At 71.3% G+C, this 16,627-nt stretch carries 15 protein-coding genes, 2 tRNA genes and 1 pseudogene; 8 read left to right on the top strand and 10 right to left on the bottom strand.

The genetic code is table 11. From position 1 onward, the window contains the following. Positions 1-5: 5 nt before the first annotated feature. Genes ACWD5O_RS15750 through ACWD5O_RS15735 form a run of 4 tightly spaced genes read right to left on the bottom strand, consistent with a single transcriptional unit; the run spans position 6 to position 2,938 of the window. Positions 6-1,085 carry a hypothetical protein gene (locus ACWD5O_RS15750; RefSeq protein WP_450085727.1) on the bottom strand — a complete coding sequence of 360 codons (1,080 nt, stop codon included), beginning with the start codon at positions 1,083-1,085 and terminating at the stop codon, positions 6-8. Then, on the bottom strand, positions 1,082-1,798 hold the full coding sequence (locus ACWD5O_RS15745; protein WP_450085726.1) for a DsbA family protein: 717 nt from the start codon (positions 1,796-1,798) through the stop codon (positions 1,082-1,084). Before ACWD5O_RS15745 ends, ACWD5O_RS15750 begins: the two co-directional genes overlap by 4 nt. Beyond that, positions 1,791-2,315 carry a MauE/DoxX family redox-associated membrane protein gene (locus ACWD5O_RS15740; protein ID WP_449938376.1) on the bottom strand — a complete coding sequence of 175 codons (525 nt, stop codon included), beginning with the start codon at positions 2,313-2,315 and terminating at the stop codon, positions 1,791-1,793. Before ACWD5O_RS15740 ends, ACWD5O_RS15745 begins: the two co-directional genes overlap by 8 nt. 32 nt (positions 2,316-2,347) lie before the next feature. Then, positions 2,348-2,938, bottom strand: coding sequence for a sigma-70 family RNA polymerase sigma factor (locus ACWD5O_RS15735; RefSeq protein WP_354967985.1), 591 nt, complete (start codon positions 2,936-2,938; stop codon positions 2,348-2,350). 107 nt (positions 2,939-3,045) lie between these two features. Here ACWD5O_RS15735 and ACWD5O_RS15730 point away from each other — a divergent pair, with 107 nt between their 5' ends. The 4 genes and pseudogenes from ACWD5O_RS15730 to ACWD5O_RS15715 all read left to right on the top strand — a co-directional run. Continuing rightward, on the top strand, positions 3,046-3,681 hold the full coding sequence (locus ACWD5O_RS15730; protein WP_450085725.1) for a zf-HC2 domain-containing protein: 636 nt from the start codon (positions 3,046-3,048) through the stop codon (positions 3,679-3,681). 47 nt (positions 3,682-3,728) lie between these two features. Further along, a complete protein-coding gene (locus tag ACWD5O_RS15725) occupies positions 3,729-5,393 on the top strand; it encodes a copper resistance CopC/CopD family protein (protein WP_450085724.1) in 1,665 nt (554 codons plus the stop codon). A 17-nt stretch (positions 5,394-5,410) separates the two neighbouring features. Further along, positions 5,411-6,151: a YcnI family copper-binding membrane protein gene (locus ACWD5O_RS15720; RefSeq protein ID WP_450085723.1), complete on the top strand. Its 741-nt coding sequence runs from the start codon at positions 5,411-5,413 to the stop codon at positions 6,149-6,151. Between the two features lie 681 nt (positions 6,152-6,832). Continuing rightward, positions 6,833-7,366 (top strand): annotated as a pseudogene (locus ACWD5O_RS15715) (hypothetical protein); the annotation flags it as partial. A gap of 32 nt (positions 7,367-7,398) precedes the next feature. Here ACWD5O_RS15715 and ACWD5O_RS15710 read toward each other — a convergent pair. Continuing rightward, positions 7,399-8,667, bottom strand: coding sequence for a glycosyltransferase 87 family protein (locus tag ACWD5O_RS15710; protein WP_387326873.1), 1,269 nt, complete (start codon positions 8,665-8,667; stop codon positions 7,399-7,401). Between the two features lie 72 nt (positions 8,668-8,739). On the opposite strand from ACWD5O_RS15710, the gene orn reads away from it, so the two are divergent. Beyond that, on the top strand, positions 8,740-9,330 hold the full coding sequence (orn, locus tag ACWD5O_RS15705) for an oligoribonuclease (protein WP_354967990.1): 591 nt from the start codon (positions 8,740-8,742) through the stop codon (positions 9,328-9,330). 111 nt (positions 9,331-9,441) lie between these two features. Beyond that, positions 9,442-9,514: transfer RNA gene (locus tag ACWD5O_RS15700), tRNA-His, on the top strand. A 138-nt stretch (positions 9,515-9,652) separates the two neighbouring features. Here ACWD5O_RS15700 and ACWD5O_RS15695 read toward each other — a convergent pair. Continuing rightward, positions 9,653-10,939, bottom strand: coding sequence for an Ig-like domain-containing protein (locus ACWD5O_RS15695; protein WP_450085722.1), 1,287 nt, complete (start codon positions 10,937-10,939; stop codon positions 9,653-9,655). Between the two features lie 251 nt (positions 10,940-11,190). Further along, entirely contained in the window at positions 11,191-12,459 is a 1,269-nt protein-coding gene (locus ACWD5O_RS15690) for an Ig-like domain-containing protein (protein ID WP_450004546.1), read from the bottom strand. 187 nt (positions 12,460-12,646) lie between these two features. On the opposite strand from ACWD5O_RS15690, the gene ACWD5O_RS15685 reads away from it, so the two are divergent. After that, a tRNA-Lys gene (locus ACWD5O_RS15685) sits at positions 12,647-12,722 on the top strand. Between the two features lie 273 nt (positions 12,723-12,995). On the opposite strand, the gene ACWD5O_RS15680 is transcribed toward ACWD5O_RS15685, so the two are convergent. From ACWD5O_RS15680 to ACWD5O_RS15670, 3 genes are all read right to left on the bottom strand, one after another. Beyond that, the gene (locus ACWD5O_RS15680) at positions 12,996-13,829 is read right to left on the bottom strand and encodes a hypothetical protein (protein ID WP_450085721.1); all 834 of its coding nucleotides are present in this window, start codon (positions 13,827-13,829) and stop codon (positions 12,996-12,998) included. 338 nt (positions 13,830-14,167) lie between these two features. After that, positions 14,168-15,223: a J domain-containing protein gene (locus ACWD5O_RS15675; protein ID WP_450085720.1), complete on the bottom strand. Its 1,056-nt coding sequence runs from the start codon at positions 15,221-15,223 to the stop codon at positions 14,168-14,170. Between the two features lie 141 nt (positions 15,224-15,364). Continuing rightward, complete coding sequence (locus ACWD5O_RS15670; protein WP_450085719.1) at positions 15,365-15,778, bottom strand: HIT family protein; 414 nt, start codon at positions 15,776-15,778, stop codon at positions 15,365-15,367. A gap of 204 nt (positions 15,779-15,982) precedes the next feature. Here ACWD5O_RS15670 and ACWD5O_RS15665 point away from each other — a divergent pair, with 204 nt between their 5' ends. Then, positions 15,983-16,414: an FUSC family protein gene (locus ACWD5O_RS15665; protein WP_450085718.1), complete on the top strand. Its 432-nt coding sequence runs from the start codon at positions 15,983-15,985 to the stop codon at positions 16,412-16,414. Positions 16,415-16,627: the final 213 nt, after the last annotated feature.

The raw sequence follows: 16,627 nt of genomic DNA, 5'->3' as shown, positions 1-16,627 counted from the left end.
GCGGGTCAGGTCCGGGCGGCGGCGGCGGCGGTTCGGGAGGCGGCGTGCAGGCGCAGGACGCCGGCGGTGGTCGCGCCGGCGCCGATGATCAGCACCAGCGCCACCATGACCCGGGCGACCTCGGCCGGCCAGGGCACCGGCGCGACGGACCGGGCGAACACCGCGGCGTTGGCCACCCCGGCGAAGAGTGCCAGGCAGGCCCCGGCCAGCGCCACCGCGAAGTCGGCGGCCGGGCGGCGGGCCAGCGCGTAGCATCCGGCGGCGATCGCGCCGAGACCGGTGAGCAGCGACCAGACCTGCCCGGACAGCAGCCCGACCAGGACCCCGCCCACGCCCTGGGCGCCGGCGTCCAGCTCCCGGCCCACCGGGTAGAGCACGGCGACGGCGCCGCCGGCGATCAGCAGCACGCCCAGGGTGGACAGCGCCCGGGCGCCGGCCGGCGCGGCGGCGGCGAGCAGGCCGAGCGCGCCCACCGCGAGCAGCCCGACGATGGTCACCGCCCACCAGGTGTACGCGTCCGGCGGCGGCAGCCAGTCCAGCGTGCCGCGGATCTGCGCCGGGTCGCCGCCGTCGCGCAGCGGGATCGTCCAGTCCCGGACCCGGTGCTCGCGGTCCGGCGCGGCGCGTACCGCGTCCGGCGGTTGCGACTCCCGCCACAGCGCGCGCTGGTCGTGCCAGCGCACCGTGGTTCCTTCGGCGACCCGCTGCCAGGAGGGGGTGGCCGCCGGGTCCGCCTCGGCGGGCAGCGTGGTGTCCCCGGCGATGGTGCGGTTCAGGTACGTGGCGGGGGAGCGGGTGTTCTCGAAGACCCCGTCCGGGCCGATCCGCAGGTACGGCTCACCGGAGTAGCCGATCACCTCGATCGGGCGGCCGGTGCGGTTGGTCAGCTCCAGCCGGGCGCCCGCCTCGACCACCCGTACCTCCAGCCCGGGCCGGGCCGGGGCGACGCCGGTGGTCCGGGTGCGGTAGTCGGTGGCGTCCGGGGCGTCGGCGCCGTGCGCGGCGGCGGGTGCCGCGGTGAGCAGGGTGGCCGCGCAGGCGGCGGTGGCGACCAGGCCGGCGCGGGCCAGCAGGGTACGGATCACTTGCCGGCCGCCGCCACGGCCGCGGTGAGACCCTGCGGGCTGCGGTCGGCGAGCGGCTGACCGTTGACCAGGATGGTCGGCGTGCCGGTGACGTCGCCCCGGCTGGCCTCGTCGGTGACGTGCTCGGTCCACGTCCGGTACGTGTTGTCCTTGACGCAGCCACCGAACGAGCCCCGGTCGAGGCCCACGCCCGCGCCGATGTCGATCAACTCGTCGTCGGTGAGCCCGGCGCTGCCTTCCGGCGGTTGCCTGTCGAAGAGCGCCTCGGCGTACTCGCGGAACTTGCCGCCAACCGCGGCGCAGCCGGAGGCGGCCGAGGAGCGGGTGGAGTACTCGGTGGTGGAGAAGCGGTTGAGGTACGCCACCGGGTGGTAGACGACCTTCGCCTTGTTCTCGGTCACCAACTGCTCCAGGGTCGCCCCGCTGGTCTGCTCGAACTGTTTGCAGGCCGGGCAGAGGAAGTCCTCGTAGACGTCGACGGTCACCGGCCCGCCACCGGTGACGATGCCGGTGCCGTCCGCGTTGGCGCCGGGCGGGGTGGTGAAGTCGTCCGAGCGCTGGCTGGACCAGACGCCCCAGCCGATCAGGCCGGCGATGACCAGCACGGCGACCGCGGCGGCGGAGACCCAGACGGTGCGGCGGCGCCGCCGTTCGCGGGCCAGCTGCTGGCGGACAACCCGGGCCGCGTCCCGCTGCCCCTTGCGACTACTCATCCTCGTCCTCCACGGCGGGTTCACCGGACAGCCACCCGTCCACCGAAACGGGCGTACGTGGCCAGATCAGCAGAAAGCCGGCTAGCACCAAGAATCCCAGGTCGCGCAGGATCTCCGGGAGATAACTGGGTGCCTGCCCCTCGGCGAGCTGCCCGCCGCTGCCGAAGCAGCCGCAGTCGATGGCCAGGCCACGCGCCCAGGCCGAGGCGATCCCGGCGATGAAGACCACCAGCAGCGCGGCCGAGACACCGGCGGTGAGCCGGGTGGCCAGACCGAGCAGCAGCAGCACACCCAGCGCCAGCTCGACGAAGGGCAACGCGGCGCCGACCGCGGTCGCCACGTCGTACGGCAGCACCTGGTAGGCGTTCACGGCCCGGCCGGAGGCGGCCAGGTCGCCGACCTTCGACGCGCCGGCGATCAGCCAGACGGCGGCGAGGCCGAGTCGGGCCGCGATGCCGAGCCAGGGCCGGGCGGTGGCCCAGCGACCGACGTGGCCGGAAGGTGCTGTCACGGTCATTGGTCGTCCCGTCTCCGCCGGAAGTTCCCGGCTCAGCCGGTCAGGGCGTCGCCGACCGCCTCGACCAGGTCGTCGCGGGCCCGGGCGACCCGGGATCGGATCGTGCCCACCGGCACCCCCTCCACGGCGGCGGCCTCGGCGTACGACAGGCCGAGCAGCTGCGTGAGCACGAACGCGGCCCGCCGCTCGGCGCTCAACCGGCCGACCAGGTCGGCGGCGCCGAGCTGCCCGGCCGGGTCCGGGTGCGGGCGGTCGGTGTACGCGTTCGCGGCCAGCCGCTCGTCGAGCCGACGTCGGCGGATCACCGTACGCAGGTGATCGGCGCAGGTCCGCCGGGCGATGCCGAGCAGCCAGGTACGGGCGCTGGAGCGACCCTCGAACGCGGGCAGCGCCCGGAACGCCCGCAGGTACGTCTCCTGCGTCAGGTCGTCGGCGCTGTCCGGGTCCACCAGGGCGGCGACGAAGCGCCAGACCTCGACCTGGGTCAGCCGGACGAACGCGGCCTGGGCGGTCGGGTCGCCGCCGCGCGCGGTCAACGCCCACTCGGTGGCCGGATCCCGGGCGCCGCCATCGGCCGGGTCGGCCGGACCGGCGGCACCGGTGTCACGCGGGACGGGGATCACGACAAACCAGGTTACGCGGCGCCGGGCGCGACAGCAGAGCCCTTCGGCCCCTGGATGTTCTGCGCCACGTCGGGAACTTTTCCCCGCCCTGGGCCGACTACCCCGTCATGACTTGCGACCACGTACGCGCGGCGCTGTCGGCGCGCCTGGACGGGGAGGACCCGCAGGCGTCCCCGGCGGTGCTGGACGCCCACACCGCGACCTGCGCCGGCTGCCGCGCCTGGCTGGCCCGCGCCGAGCAGGTGACCCGGCTGGTCCGGGTGCAGCCGGTGGAGGTGCCCGACCTCACCGCGGCGGTGCTGGCCGCGGTCGCCGCCGATTCCGCCCACCGTAGTCCGGCCGCCGTCCGGCGGGCCCGCCGACAGGTGCTGCGGATCGCGGTGGCGGTGGCCGCGGTGGCGCAGTTGGCCATCGCGCTGCCGATCCTCCTCGCCGGGCTGGGCGTGTCGGTGGACCCGCACACCAGTCGGGAGATGGCCTCGTTCGACGTTGCCCTGGCGGTGGGTTTCGCGTTGGCCGCCTGGCGGCCCGAGAGGGCCCGGGCCTTTTTGCCGGTGGCCCTGGTGCTGGCGGTCTGCCTGGCCGGCACCAGCGTGGTGGACATCGCCAACTCGACCACCGCGCTGATGCACGAGGTCGGCCACCTTGCCGCCGTGGTGCAGGCAGGGTTGCTGTGGGCGCTGGTTCGTACCGGCGGGGATGACCGGCCGCTCACGCCGGTGCTGGCGGCAGGGCGCGGGTGAATGACTCACCGGACTCGGGTCGCCGAGATCCACTCCCGTCGGCGAGCATGGCCAGCATGACTGTCGCCCCCCGCCGCTGGCTCGCCCGGTTGGCCGCCACCGCCGGCCTTCTGGTCACCGTCGTCCTCCTCCTGATCGCCCCGGCCACTCCCGCCAGCGCACACGCCGTGCTGCAGAGCAGCAGCCCGGCCGCCTCGTCGGTGGTGCCGAGCGCGCCGGCCGAGGTGGTCCTCACGTTCAGCGAGTCGGTACGCAAGGTTCCCGGCAAGATCCGCGTGATCGCGCCGGACGGCTCCCGCGCCGACCGGGGTGAGCCGAGCTTCGACGGCGCCGCCGTGTCCATCCCGGTCGATCCGGCCGGCGAGCGCGGCACCTACCTGGTCAGCTTCCGGGTGATCTCCGCGGACAGCCACCCGGTGTCCGGCGCGTTCACCTACTCGGTCGGCGCACCCTCGACACCGCCGGTCGACTCCGGCGACGACAGCCGGGCCAACCCGGTGGTCGGCAACGCGGTGAAGGTGGCCCGTTTCCTCGGGTACGCCGGCCTGGTGCTGCTGGTCGGGCCGGCGCTGGTCCTCGCCGCGCTGTGGCCACGCCGGCTGTCGCGCAGGGGACCGGCGCGGCTGGCCTGGACCGGCCTCGGTCTGGTGGCCGTCGCCACCCTCGCCGACCTGTGGCTGCAGGTGCCCTACACCGCCGGCGGCGGCCTCTTCGAGGTGACCGGCGAGGGGTTCGGCAGCGTGTTCGGCAGCGCCTTCGGCGCCGCCCACCTGGTCCGGCTCGGCCTGCTGGCGGCCGCGGCGTTCCTGCTCCGGCCGCTGCTGGCCAGACCGTCCGGGCGCACCGACGCGATCATCCTGGCCGTGCTCGGCGGGGCGGCCCTGCTGACCTGGCCGTTGGCCGGGCACCCGGCGGCGTCCCCGGCCCCGGCGGTCTCCGTGGTGGTCGACGCCGTCCACCTGGGCAGCATGGCCGTCTGGCTGGGCGGCCTGTTGATGCTCGCGGGCTTCCTGCTGCGCCAGGCCGACGAGCGGGAGTTGGGCGCGATCCTGCCGATCTGGTCCCGCTGGGCGGCGCTGGCCGTCTCGGCGTTGCTGTTGGCCGGCACCGTCCAGGCGCTGATCGAGGTGGCCACCTTCGACGCCCTGCTCAACACCACGTACGGGCGACTGCTGCTGGCCAAGGTCGGGCTGTTCGCGCTGGTGATCGCCGTGGCCGCGTACTCCCGGCAGTTGGTGCGCCGGCGCACCGCGGCGCAGCGGCCCGTGCCGGTGCGCCGGGCGGTCCTGGTGGAGTTGGCAGTCACCGTGGTGGTGCTGGGCCTGTCCGCGACCCTGGTGCAGACCACGCCCGCCCGGACCGCCGTGGCCGAGCCGTCCGGCACGCAGGCCGGTCTCTTCTCCACCACCCTGTCCAGCCCGCTCTTCTCCCTCCAGGTCGAGCTGGACCCGGCCCAGCGGGGCAACAACTCGATGCACCTGTACGCGTACACCAAGGACAACCAGCCGCAGCCGGTGGCGGAGTGGCGGGCGACCGCCGCGCTGCCCTCGGCCGGGATCGAGCCGATCGAGGTCCCGTTGCTGCCGCTGACGGACAACCACGCCTACGGGGACGTCAGCCTGCCGGCGGCCGGCGACTGGCAATTGAAGATCACCGTTCGCACGTCCGACATCGACCAGGCCACGGTGACCGCCACCGTGCCCATCCGTTAGAGAGGCTCCCGAAACCCATGACCCGTCTCCGGCGTACCGCAACCGCCGCCACCGCCCTGGCGTTCACCGCCGTCGCGACCGCCGTGCTCGGCTTCGCCGGGCCGGCCTCCGCCCACGTCACGGTGAATCCGAAGGAGGCGACCCAGGGCGGTTACGCCCGGGTGGCGTTCCGCGTGCCCAACGAGAGCGACACCGCGTCGACCGCCAAGGTGGAGGTCGTGCTGCCGGAGAACGCCCCGGTCGGCTCGGTGTCGACGATGCCGGTGCCGGGCTGGACGGTGGCCGTGGAGAAGCGCAAGGTCGACCCGCCGATCGAGGTGCACGGCACCCCGATCACCGAGGCGGTCGCCAAGCTCACCTGGACGGCCACGGGTGACGCGGGTGTGAAGCCGGGCCAGTTCCAGGAGTTCCCGGTCTCGATGGGGCCGCTCCCGCAGGTCGACTCGATGGTCTTCAAGACCCTGCAGACCTACTCGGACGGCAATGTGTCGCGCTGGATCGACGAGCCCGCGGCGGGCGGCGAGGAGCCGGAGAACCCGGCGCCGGTGCTCACCCTGGCCGCCGCCGCGCCCTCGGGGTCGGCCGCGCCCGCCACGTCCGCCAACGCGGCCGGCGCGCCGGCCGACGATGACGACGACGAGGGCGAGGGCACCGCGGTCGGCCTCGGCATCGCCGGTCTGGTCGCCGGCATCGCCGGTCTGGTGCTGGGCGGGCTGGCGTTCGCCCGGACCCGTCGGGAGCCGGCCGCCAGGTCCTGACCCCACCGCACACCCGCTGGCCCGCCGGGATTCCGGCGGGCCAGCGTGCTTTCCGGGAACGGGACCGACCGTGCTGCGGATATCCCCTGATCAGACGGTGTACGTCGGTAAGGTCGGCCGGGTATCTGGCTACGGAGGGGGACGGTGCGAATGCGTTTCGTGCGGGGGATCGCCGGAGTGCTGCTGTTGGTGATCGGGATTCCGGTGCTGTTCGCCGGTGGCGCGCTCTGGCTCGTGACCCGGCACGCCGACCCCGGTGGGACCTTCGCCGCCCGGTTCGAGACGGTCCGCACGCCCGGCCACGCGGTGGTCGTCACCGACCTCGACCGGTTGCTGCGCCAGGAGGCGCCGTTCGCGCGTACCGCGCAGACCCGGCTGCGGGTGGACGCCCGCACGCCGGGCGGCCCGGCCTTCGTGGGGCTGGCGCCCACCGCCGAGGTACGCCGCTGGCTGGAGCCGGTGCCGCACGCCACGGTCCGGCGGGTGGCGCTCGCGCGGGGTCCGCTGCCCGTCCGGCTCGACCCGGCCGGCCCGGCCACCGACGCCCCGACCGCCGGGCCGGTCACCCCGCTCGGTCGCCCGTTCTGGGTACGCGAGGGGATCGGCTCGCTGGAGTGGAGTGCGGACGACCTGGCCGGTGAGCCGATGAGCCTGGTGGTGATGCGGCCCAACGGCGCCGGCGACCTGGCCCTGGATCTGCGCGCCGAGTTGCGGGCCGGCTGGACCACCCCGGCCACCTGGGGGCTGCTGTCGGTCGGGGTGCTGCTCGTGGTCGGAGCGGCGGTGCTCCTGCTGCGCCCGCCACGCCCGCGCGAGGTGGTCTTCGTGGTCGAGCCGGACCAGGTGCCGGTGCTCGCCGGCCGGCTCGGGGTCAGCTCGTTGAGTGGACTGGGTGCCCCGTCCGTCGGGGACGCCCCAGTGGCACGGTCCCTGCCGGCCGGGCGGCAACTCACCCCGGTCGGTTCCGGGCCCGGTGAGCGGCCGAGGTCGGCGATCGGCGCCGAACCGGCCCGGCCGAGCACCCTCGCCGACCTGGAGGCGCCGGCCCGACTGCCCCGTCCACCGGAGGTGGCGTTGAGTCTGGCCTGGCCGCCGGCCGCTCCGGGGCCGACGGCCCAGCCGGTGACGGTGGACGAAACGGCGAGTGGCCCTCCGCGCTGCCGACGCGGAGGGCCACCCTCACCGGGGGATCGGTGCTACCCGAGCGACGCTTGAGGTAGATGAGACCAGGTTAGCGCCGATGGTCGCTACTGGGGAGATCTGTCCATTTGGTGCGACTTTTCCACTCGGCGACCCGCCCGCACCGGCAGCGTCACCAGCAGCAGCAGGCTGAGGAGCACGTAGACGTTCTGCACGACGAAGTCCACCGGGTCATGGGTGCGGACCGGTTCCGTACCCCAGTCCTGGAACGTCACCACCCCGTAGATGATCACAGCGGCGGTGCCCAGCGCGAGTGCGACCAACCACCGACGTCGGCGTACCTCGTCCGGGCGGTCGGCACTCAACGCCGCGTCCGCGAGCAGCACCACCGCCGGCACGAACCAGTAGATGTGGTGGGTCCAGGTGATCGGGCTGACCAGGGCGCCGACCAGGCCGGTCAACGTCAGCCCCGTCAACCGATCACCGGCCCGAGCCGCGCGGGCGGCCCGCCACAGCCCGTAACCGGCGATCACGGCGACCACCAGCAGCCAGAGCAGCCGGTCCGGCTTCTCTGGTGCGGTGAACCTGCTGAGTAGGCCGAACAGCGACTGGTTGCCGACATAGTCGGTGCGGCCGACCCGGTCGTTGTCCCACAGCTCCTGCGTCCAGAAGCGCCACGAGTCGCCGGGTGCGACCGCCGCCGCCAGCAGGGTCGCTGCCGCCGCGGTCGCGCTCGCCACCACCGCGGCCCGCCACCGGCGGGTGGCCAGCAGGTACACGATGAAGATGCCCGGGAAGAGCTTGAGCGCCGTCGCCAGCCCGATGCCGACCCCGGCCCAGCGCCGCGCCTGCGGCACCGCGAACAGCAGGTCGGCCAGGATCAGCACGACCAGCAGCATGTTGATCTGCCCGAAGGTGATCGTCTCGCGGGTGCTCTCCACCGCCAGCACCAGCAGCACGGCGACGGTCAGGGTGAACGTCCGGGGCAGGTTGTGCCGGGCGATCACCGGCAGCACCAGCCACCGCGTGGTCACCACCACGGCCAGCACGGTGAGCACCGTGAAGATCGCCACGGTGACGCCGAGCCGGATCAGCCCGAACGGCCAGAGCAGCAGCGCGCTGAACGGCGGGTAGGTGAAATACAGCTCACCCTGCACCCGATCCGGCTGGACGTAGTCGTAGAGCGGGTTTCCCGCCGTCCACCAGTCCATCGCGGACATGTAAATCTTCAGGTCGAAGAAGTTGTGCACCAGACCGGGCAGGTAGAGCGCCGGCAGCACGGCGATCAGCGCCACCACCGCGACCAGGCGACGAACCGTACGGCCGCCGGGGTCGTCGTCAGTGACGGCGGGCGGTACGACGGATTCGGCTGGCACTCCGAAACCCTAGCGGGCTGCTCCGTCGAGAGCGCGCAGCCGCGGGTCGTGGGCGGCGCGTAGGCTGTCCCGGTGGCTGATCTCCTCGTCTGGATCGACTGTGAGATGACCGGTTTGGACCTCGGCAGGGACAAGCTGATCGAGGTTGCGGCACTGGTCACCGATCCTGACCTCAACGTGCTGGGTGATGGCGTCGACGTGGTGATCCACGCCGATGAGGCCGCGCTGGACGCGATGCCGGAGATCGTCCGGACGATGCATGCCAAGTCCGGCCTCACCGAGGAGGTGCGCCGCTCGCCGGTGACACTGGCCGAGGCCGAGGACCGGGTGCTGGAGTACGTCAGCAGCTTCGTCAAGGATCCGCGTACCGCGCCGCTCTGCGGCAACTCGATCGCCACCGACCGCGGCTTCATCGCCCGGGACATGCCCCGCCTCGACGCGCACCTGCACTACCGCTTGATCGACGTGTCGTCGATCAAGGAGCTGTGCCGCCGCTGGTACCCCCGCGTGTACTTCGGCCAGCCGCAGAAGGGCCTGGCGCACCGCGCGCTGGCCGACATCCGGGAGAGCATCCGGGAGTTGGAGTACTACCGGCGGACCATCTTCGTGCCGCTGCCCGGCCCGGACGTGGAGACCGCCAAGGGAATCGCCGCCGACCTCTGACCCGCGGTGAAGCCCGGGGGAGCCGGGAACCCGCTGGACGGGGTCGACGGCGGTGTGGCTATTATTGGTCCGCACCCCGCCCGGGGCGATTCACCGGGCGACGGCGGCATGGTGGCTGTAGCTCAGTTGGCAGAGCACCGGGTTGTGGTCCCGGTTGTCGTGGGTTCAATTCCCATCAGTCACCCAGCAGTGGATCTCAGGCCCCCTCCGACGAGGGGGCCTGAGCCGTTTGTGGGACTGCAGATCAAAGGGTCATGCGTGGATCGGCCCACATACGAAAGCCCCCTCCGTCGCGGGAGGGGGCTTTCGTATGTGGGGCTGTTCAGGCGGTCGGTGTGGGCGTCGGGGTGCCGGCTTCCGGGGTCGGCGAGGTGTCCGGGTCGGCGGGCGGCTCGTACGGCAGCGCGCTGCCCTTGACGTACTCGTCCCAGCTCATGTTCCAGTCGGTCCAGCCGTTGCCGTCCTGAAGCTTCCGCTCGGTGCCCTTGACGGTGATCGGGTCGCCGATCTGGGTGTTCTTGAACAGCCAGTCGCCGTTGGCCATGGACACGTTCACGCAGCCGTGTGAGACGTTCACGCTGCCCTGCTGGCCCTCGGACCAGGGTGCGGCGTGGATGAACTCCCCGCCCCAGGTGAGCCGCTGCGCGAAATCAATCTTGGTGCGGTAGCCCTCCTCGGGGCCCAACTCCTCCATGGTGTCGAAGACCGTCTTGCGCAGCTTCTCGATGACCACCATGGTGCCGCTGGACGACGGGGTGCTTTTCTTGCCCAGGCTGACCGGGATGGTCTTCACCACGGAGCCGTTCCGGGTCACCGTCATCCGCTTGGTCTTGTTGTCCACCGTCATGATCAGCGACGCGCCGATCTTGACGTCGACGGTGAGGTCGGCGCGGCCGTACCAGCCGTCACCCAGTGGCAGGCCGCCGGCCTGCACCCGGTAGGAGACCTTGCTGTTGGCCTTCCAGAACACCTTCGGCCGGTACCGGATCTCGGTGGGGCTGACCCAGTGCCAGATGCCCTCCTGGGCCGGCGTCGAGGTCACCGTCATCCGGCGCTGCACGTCGTCGCGGTAGTCCTCTCCGATGGCCCGGCTGAACTTCACGATCAGCGGCATCCCGACCCCGACGACCTGGTTGTCGCCGAGGAAGCTGCTCACCCGCACCTGCTTGCCCGGCTTGGCCATGGTCGTGAAGGTGTTGGTCGCGGTGGCCGGACGGCCGTCGTCACCGGTGGCGGTGACCGTGGCGGTGTAGCTCGTGCCGTACTCCAGTGCCCCTGCCGGCAGCCACGTCTTGCCGTCGGCGGCGAGGGTGCCCTCGACCGCCTTGCCGGCCGCGTCCTTGAGCTCGACGGCGGTCTCGACGGCGTCCGTCGTGGTGAAGGTGATGCCGGTGGACGCTGGCACGTCCTTGGCGTCGGTCGCCGGCTCGCTGATGGTCGCCGCCGCCTTCGGCGCCGGACTCTCGCTGCCGCCCTGCCACGAGGACGGCTTGCCGCCGTCACTATCCGTGCAGGCGGAGGTGAAGGCCAGTGCTACGGCAAGAAGCCCCGCCGCGAATACGCGGCGTCGCCCACCGGGCCGGATCAGCTGGTCGTGGCTAGCTCGCATGATTCCCTCACAGTCGTGGTCCCTGACCCATCGTCCTACTGACGCACCAGGACTGGTCCCGGTTGCCGAGGGTGAACCGGAACACGCCGACGATGATGCCGGAATTTTGTTAGAATCCGGCGATTCGTGAGCCGGGCTCGTCTCCGTGCCGGGACTGAGGGGTCGCCGCGGGCGCCGTCGCGCCGCGGGCAGTGCAAAGAGTACGCGCCGGCCCGTACGGTCGCACGGGCCGGCGTGGGTCGCCGGACGGCTCAGAGCGCGGGGCCGGACCCTCCCTTGGGCACCGGCAGGGCGCTGCCCTTGACGAACTCCGACCAGCTCAGGCTCCACGCCGTCCAGCCGTTGCCGGCGGCGAGCCTGCGTTCGGTCCCCTTCACCGTGATCGGGTCACCGATCCGGGTCTTGCTGAACAGCCACCGGGCGTTCGCCATCGACACGTTGACGCAGCCGTGCGAGACGTTCTGCCGACCCTGCACGTGCTCGGACCAGGGTGCGGCGTGGATGTACTCGCCACCCCAGGTGAGCCGCTGAGCGAAGTCGATCTCGGTGACGTAGCGGTTGGCCGGGTCCGGGTCGTCGCGGGTGTCGAAGGTCGTGGACTCCTTCTTCTCCATCACCACCATCGTGCCGCTGGAGGAAGGGGTGCTCCTCTTGCCCAGGCTCACCGGCACGGTGCGGACCAGCGCGCCGTTCTCGTACACCGACATCTTCTTGGTCGCGTTGTCGACCTTCATCACGAACGAACGGCCGATCTTGGCGGTGGCCTTGCGATCGACGTCGCCGTAGCGGCCGTTGCTCAGCGGCACGCCGGCCAGCGCGATCCGTACGGTGATGGTGGTACCCGGCTGCCAGTACTCCGGCGCCCGGTAGTAGGCCTGCGTGCCGTTGTCGACCCAGTGCCACGCCCCGGGCTGCGGCGGGTCGGTGCGGACGAACATCCGCTTCTGCACCGCCGCCCGGTCCTTCTTCGGGATGCCCGGGTGAAACTCGGTGACCACCGGCATGGCCACCCCGTAGCTCTTGTCGTCGAAGAGGTAGAGGCCGGACCCGATGGTCGACTTCGGCTTGGCCATCGTGGTGAAGCTGCTGGTGCCCTGGCTGCTCGTCCCGTCGGCCCCGGTCGCCGTCACCGTGGCGGTGTACTTGGTGCCGTACTTCAGCGGGGCGGACGGCACCCAGGCGGAGCCGTCGGTGCGCAGCTTGCCCGCGACCGTGCCGCCGCCCGCGGCGGTCAGGGTAATCGTGGACACCTTCGCGCCGTCCGGGAGCTTCGCGCTGATCTCCGTACTCACCGGCTTGTTCTTCGTGCCATCGCCCGGGCTCAGCGCGAGCGCGGGCCCGCTCGGCGCGGCCGGCGCCGTCGGCTCCGCCGTACCGGACTCGGCGCCGGCGCTCGCGCTCGGCCCGGTCCCGCCGACGAATTCCGGGTTCTTCTGCTCGTCGCCGCATCCGGTCAGTGCCAGCGACGCCACCAGGGTCAGAGCGCCCACCACCGCCCCGGCTCGCGTGAACCGTGCCATCCCCACCTCTGTTCTCGCGTACCTGGCGGACATCGTGCCGTATCACGACGTCGGCGCACGCCCCCGTCACGGACGCCCTGGACGGTTTGACCTTTTTTGCCCGGTAAGCTCGACCGAAGGGGGGACCCGGGTAACCGGATTGGAGCCCGGCTCGGCGGGGTGCTAATGTTCTCTCCGTTGCCGACGAGCGCCGCTAGCTCAACTGGCAGAGCAGCGGACTCTTAATCCGCGGGTTCGGGGTTCGAGTCCCTGGCGGCGCACCAGCAATAATCTGGGCATTCACCCTCACGGGTGGGTGCCCAGATGTCGTTTCGGGGTGAGTGACAGCAACGGCGACAGCGAGCAGCAGAGGCAACTTGACATCAACCGTTGACATCAACGGTGGCGGCCGAGGCCGGACCAGAGCCGACGGATGTCGCCTCGGGCTCGAACCCCGCAGACGTGAGCGGACGCTACGACTCTCGGGGAAAGCGCCTTGTCAGCGAGTGTCCGTGGCCAAGCGTCGGGCCGTCTCTGGCCCGTCTGCGGCTGAAGCCTCAAGCTTCCGCGCCGGTCGGCCGGACTGCGACCGCCCGGGCGAGTCGCCACCGCGTCGCGCCGTAGCCGAGCAGGAAGGCGATCGCGGCCCCGCCCAGGCTCGGAATCAGGGTCGCGGCGAGGGCCGGTCGGTTCGGAGCAGTCAGGGCGCCGAAGAACGGGTCAGCGGTCACGTACAGCGACCCGCAGATTGGGATGACGACGGCCACCGTAACCGCCCACCAGCGGTAGAGTAGCGCGGCCAGGCCGATCCCAACGATCGCGAACAGCGGGACACCGGCCGCCGCACGAAGCACCACCGGCCACACCGACTCCTCGGCCAAGATCTGCACCGGCAAGAAGATGTCCTTCGAGGCCAGCTCGCGCCGAACCCAGTGGTCGGCGACCACTCTGGACGCCAGTGGCAGCACGGCGGCGAGGTCGGCCACGGCGAGGAGCAGACCGAACAGCGCGGCCGCGCCCGCCTTCGCCATCAGGTACCGGCCGGGACGGGGCGGCGGGGGGAGCCGGGCCGGCGACGATTCCAGGGCCGGCAGGGAGAGCCGGGCCGGGCGGCCGGTCAGTCGTGGATCACGCAGTACCAGGAACGCCCCGGCCGCCAGCGCGGCCAGTTGAGCCCAGCCGAGGCCCGAGGTGTGGATCGCCTTGACGTCGAAGTGGTACGCGTCAAGCTGTTCTTCTAGGGTCTGCGGGTCGTAGTAGACGTAGAACATGTAGGCGTCGTCGTTGAACGAAAAACCGGTCAGGCCGGCGAGCGCGACCAGGGGCGGCAGGAGCCACAGCGCTCGACTGCGGGCCAACCCGCGCAACTCCTGACGCAACAGATCGCTCATCGGCGTCAATCTACCCGTTGCCCGATTTGGCTCGCGGACGGCGCCGGGCGGGGCCAGATCCTGCTTACGTCTGCCTTTGGCGGCCAGGCAGCGAACAGATCCGCTGTCTCACCGGTCGGTTGCCGTCCGGGTGATCGCCCGTGGGGGCTTGCTCCGCGGGTTCGGGGTTCGAGTCCCTGGCGGCGCACCAGCAATAATCTGGGCATTCACCCGCACGGGTGGGTGCCCAGATGTCGTTTCGGGTGAGCGGCGGCAGTGGTGTCACTCGTACGCGCCACTTCACCTCCGAGGACACGGGCGGTTGGTGCGCCCCACACGACGTCCTGGGGCTGGCCTGTTCACCGTAGCCAGCGGACGCGCTCTTCGACTCCGCCGATCGCTCCCCGCCACACACCGCTGAACCGCCCGGCCTGGAGGGACGCGAGTTGGCGACGGGCACCCCAGCCGGCGACCGGCCTGTCGACGATACGAAACAGGTCGTCGAGGTAGTCCAGGGGCGAACCCACGGCCAGCTGCTTCAGCACATCGCCGAGCTCGAACGCCTCCGAGACCTCTCGAATGAGGTCACGGTTGGCGATGAACAATGTCGGGACCCACTGCGCCGGCGGAAACCTCAGGCTGTGGGAGATGAGGTCGAAGTCGAAGGTGTGTTCATCGTCAGGCTCCGTCGCAGTGCTGCCCATACCGTCCAGGAAGCTGTCCCATCCCGCGATGGTGGCCAATTCATGGGCTTCGGTCCTGGCCACATACTTACGCATGGACTCCGCGGATCTGAACAGGAGCAGGCGACTCTGGGCGCCGAGGAATGTCGCCTCCGTCTGCTGGTCGTCGAGGTGCGCGCGAAGCGTGTAGCCCCGCTCGCCGGATCGAAGTGCGATGGCGATCGGGTGAATGGTTGAACGCGGGTTCGTTGGCGTGTCGAGCTGGGTCGCCGCTTCGAATCTCGGATGCGTCCACTGTGCTCTGGGGTTCTCGCGCTCCCGGGTCTCGCGTTCCCGGGCCTGACGTTCGCGGGCTTCGCGTTCGCGCTTCTGGCGTTCGCGGTCCTGGCGTTCGCGGGTGTCGCGTTCGCGGTGCTGGCGTTCCCCGGTCTGGCGCTCGCGGTCCTGACGGACGCGGGTGTGGACTGCTGTCAGATGCTTGTACGCCGCGTTGATCCGCTGCATTTGGCGGGTGACTTCTTCCCGGACCTGTGCGGGGCTCGACTGGTGCCTGTCCGGATGCCAGATCTGGGCGAGAACGAGGTAGCGCTCCCGAATTTCTGTGACCGACGATTCGCGTGTCACGCCGAGAAGCGCGTACGGATCCTGGCCGTCAGGGAACATGATATCCACCGGATCGTATGAACACTCGAGGCGCGTGCCCGGTGATCTTAACAGCAATTGTCGATACATACCCCCCCCCTTGCCCCGCCCCGCCGTTGCGGGTGCCCACTCGTGGGCCGGTCGTACGGCGCGGCGCTGTTGAGCCGGCGGCATGTCGTACCGGACGGCCATGCGGGGACGGGCCGGGCAGCGGCCGAGCTGGTGCCGACCTCAGGCACTGAGGTGTCGGCGGATGTCTCGAGCGAGGGCTGCCTGCGCCCTGTCGTCGATCGCGAGGACGCCATTCTCGGCCATGAGGGCGTGGAACTGCTGCTGGTGGTAGGGCACGCCCGGGGGCAGCGGCGCGAGGTGCCAGTGAAGGTGCGCGTTGCCCTGTTGGCTGCCGAGGCTCAGGGAGTACATCCGCTCCGTGGGCAGTGTCGCGGCGAGCGCCGTGGCGACTGCGTACACGATGCCCTGGAAGCGGAGGAAGTCCTGCTGTGGCATGTCCCGTACCCAGCTCTCGATGTGCTGCCTCGGTGCGACGAGGCAGTATCCGAGCAACGTCGGGTCGCGAGCGAGGAAGGCGATGATGGTGTCGTCCTCGTAGACGACGTGGTGCCGATAGTCGGGATGGCCCGCCACGAGGGCACAGACAAAGCAGGGGCCTTCGCGGACGCGACGCTCGTACCGATCAACGTCAAATGCTGTCTTTACCGGCTGGCCCTCCACCTGGGCAGCCTAAGATCCGACGCCAGGTACCAGGAAGGCGTCGTACCAGGAAGGCTTCGCAGACCACCGGACCGCCCTGTGCGTCGGATAGGTTCGCGCGGTGGGTAGACGGCGCGCGTGCCCGCGAACCAGGAGCCGACCGCCGACGTCGACCCGGCGCCGCACGGGCGGTCGCGGGCTGGCCGGACGTTCGCTCGCCTGCGGGAGCGGGGGCAGCACGTGGTACGCGCCCGCGTCTGGCGGCTACGCCTGTTCGGACTGCTCGCCCTGCAGGCCGGCATCGCGGCGGCGATCGCCTGGTTCGTGGCGTACCGGTTCCTGGGCAATTCGAGCCCGCTCTTCGCGCCGACCACCGCGGTCGGCATCGTGGCCGCCGCGATGGGAACACGCCTGCGGCGCACGATTGAGCTGCTCGCCGGGGTGATCCTCGGGCTTGCCGTCGGTGACACGCTCATGCGCGTAAGTCGTTTTGAGTCAAGCTTTGGTCGGTGCCTCGTCCGTCGTCTGTCCCTGCATAGCCGTAATGGGGTTGGTCCCAGCAGCGTGTAATCGGGTTGGTGAGACGACGGGCGGGGCTGCCCATGATGAGCGTCGAGGTAACCGTGGTTCCTCAATGCCGCGTGGGGCTCGCCCCGACCCAGCTCGACAGGCCGCCTGCTGATCTCAGGCGGCCATAGGCATCACCGCGGGTTGTGTGGTGCCGTGGGTTGCGATGACCGGACTCCAGCGTTTGCCGGTGGTGATGACGGCGTGCAGTTGCCG

It is taken from the genome of Micromonospora sp. NPDC005161 (genome assembly GCF_053599855.1).
Note: the sequence above shows the minus strand (reverse complement) of the source record. Positions and strands in the feature narration are given on the sequence as shown.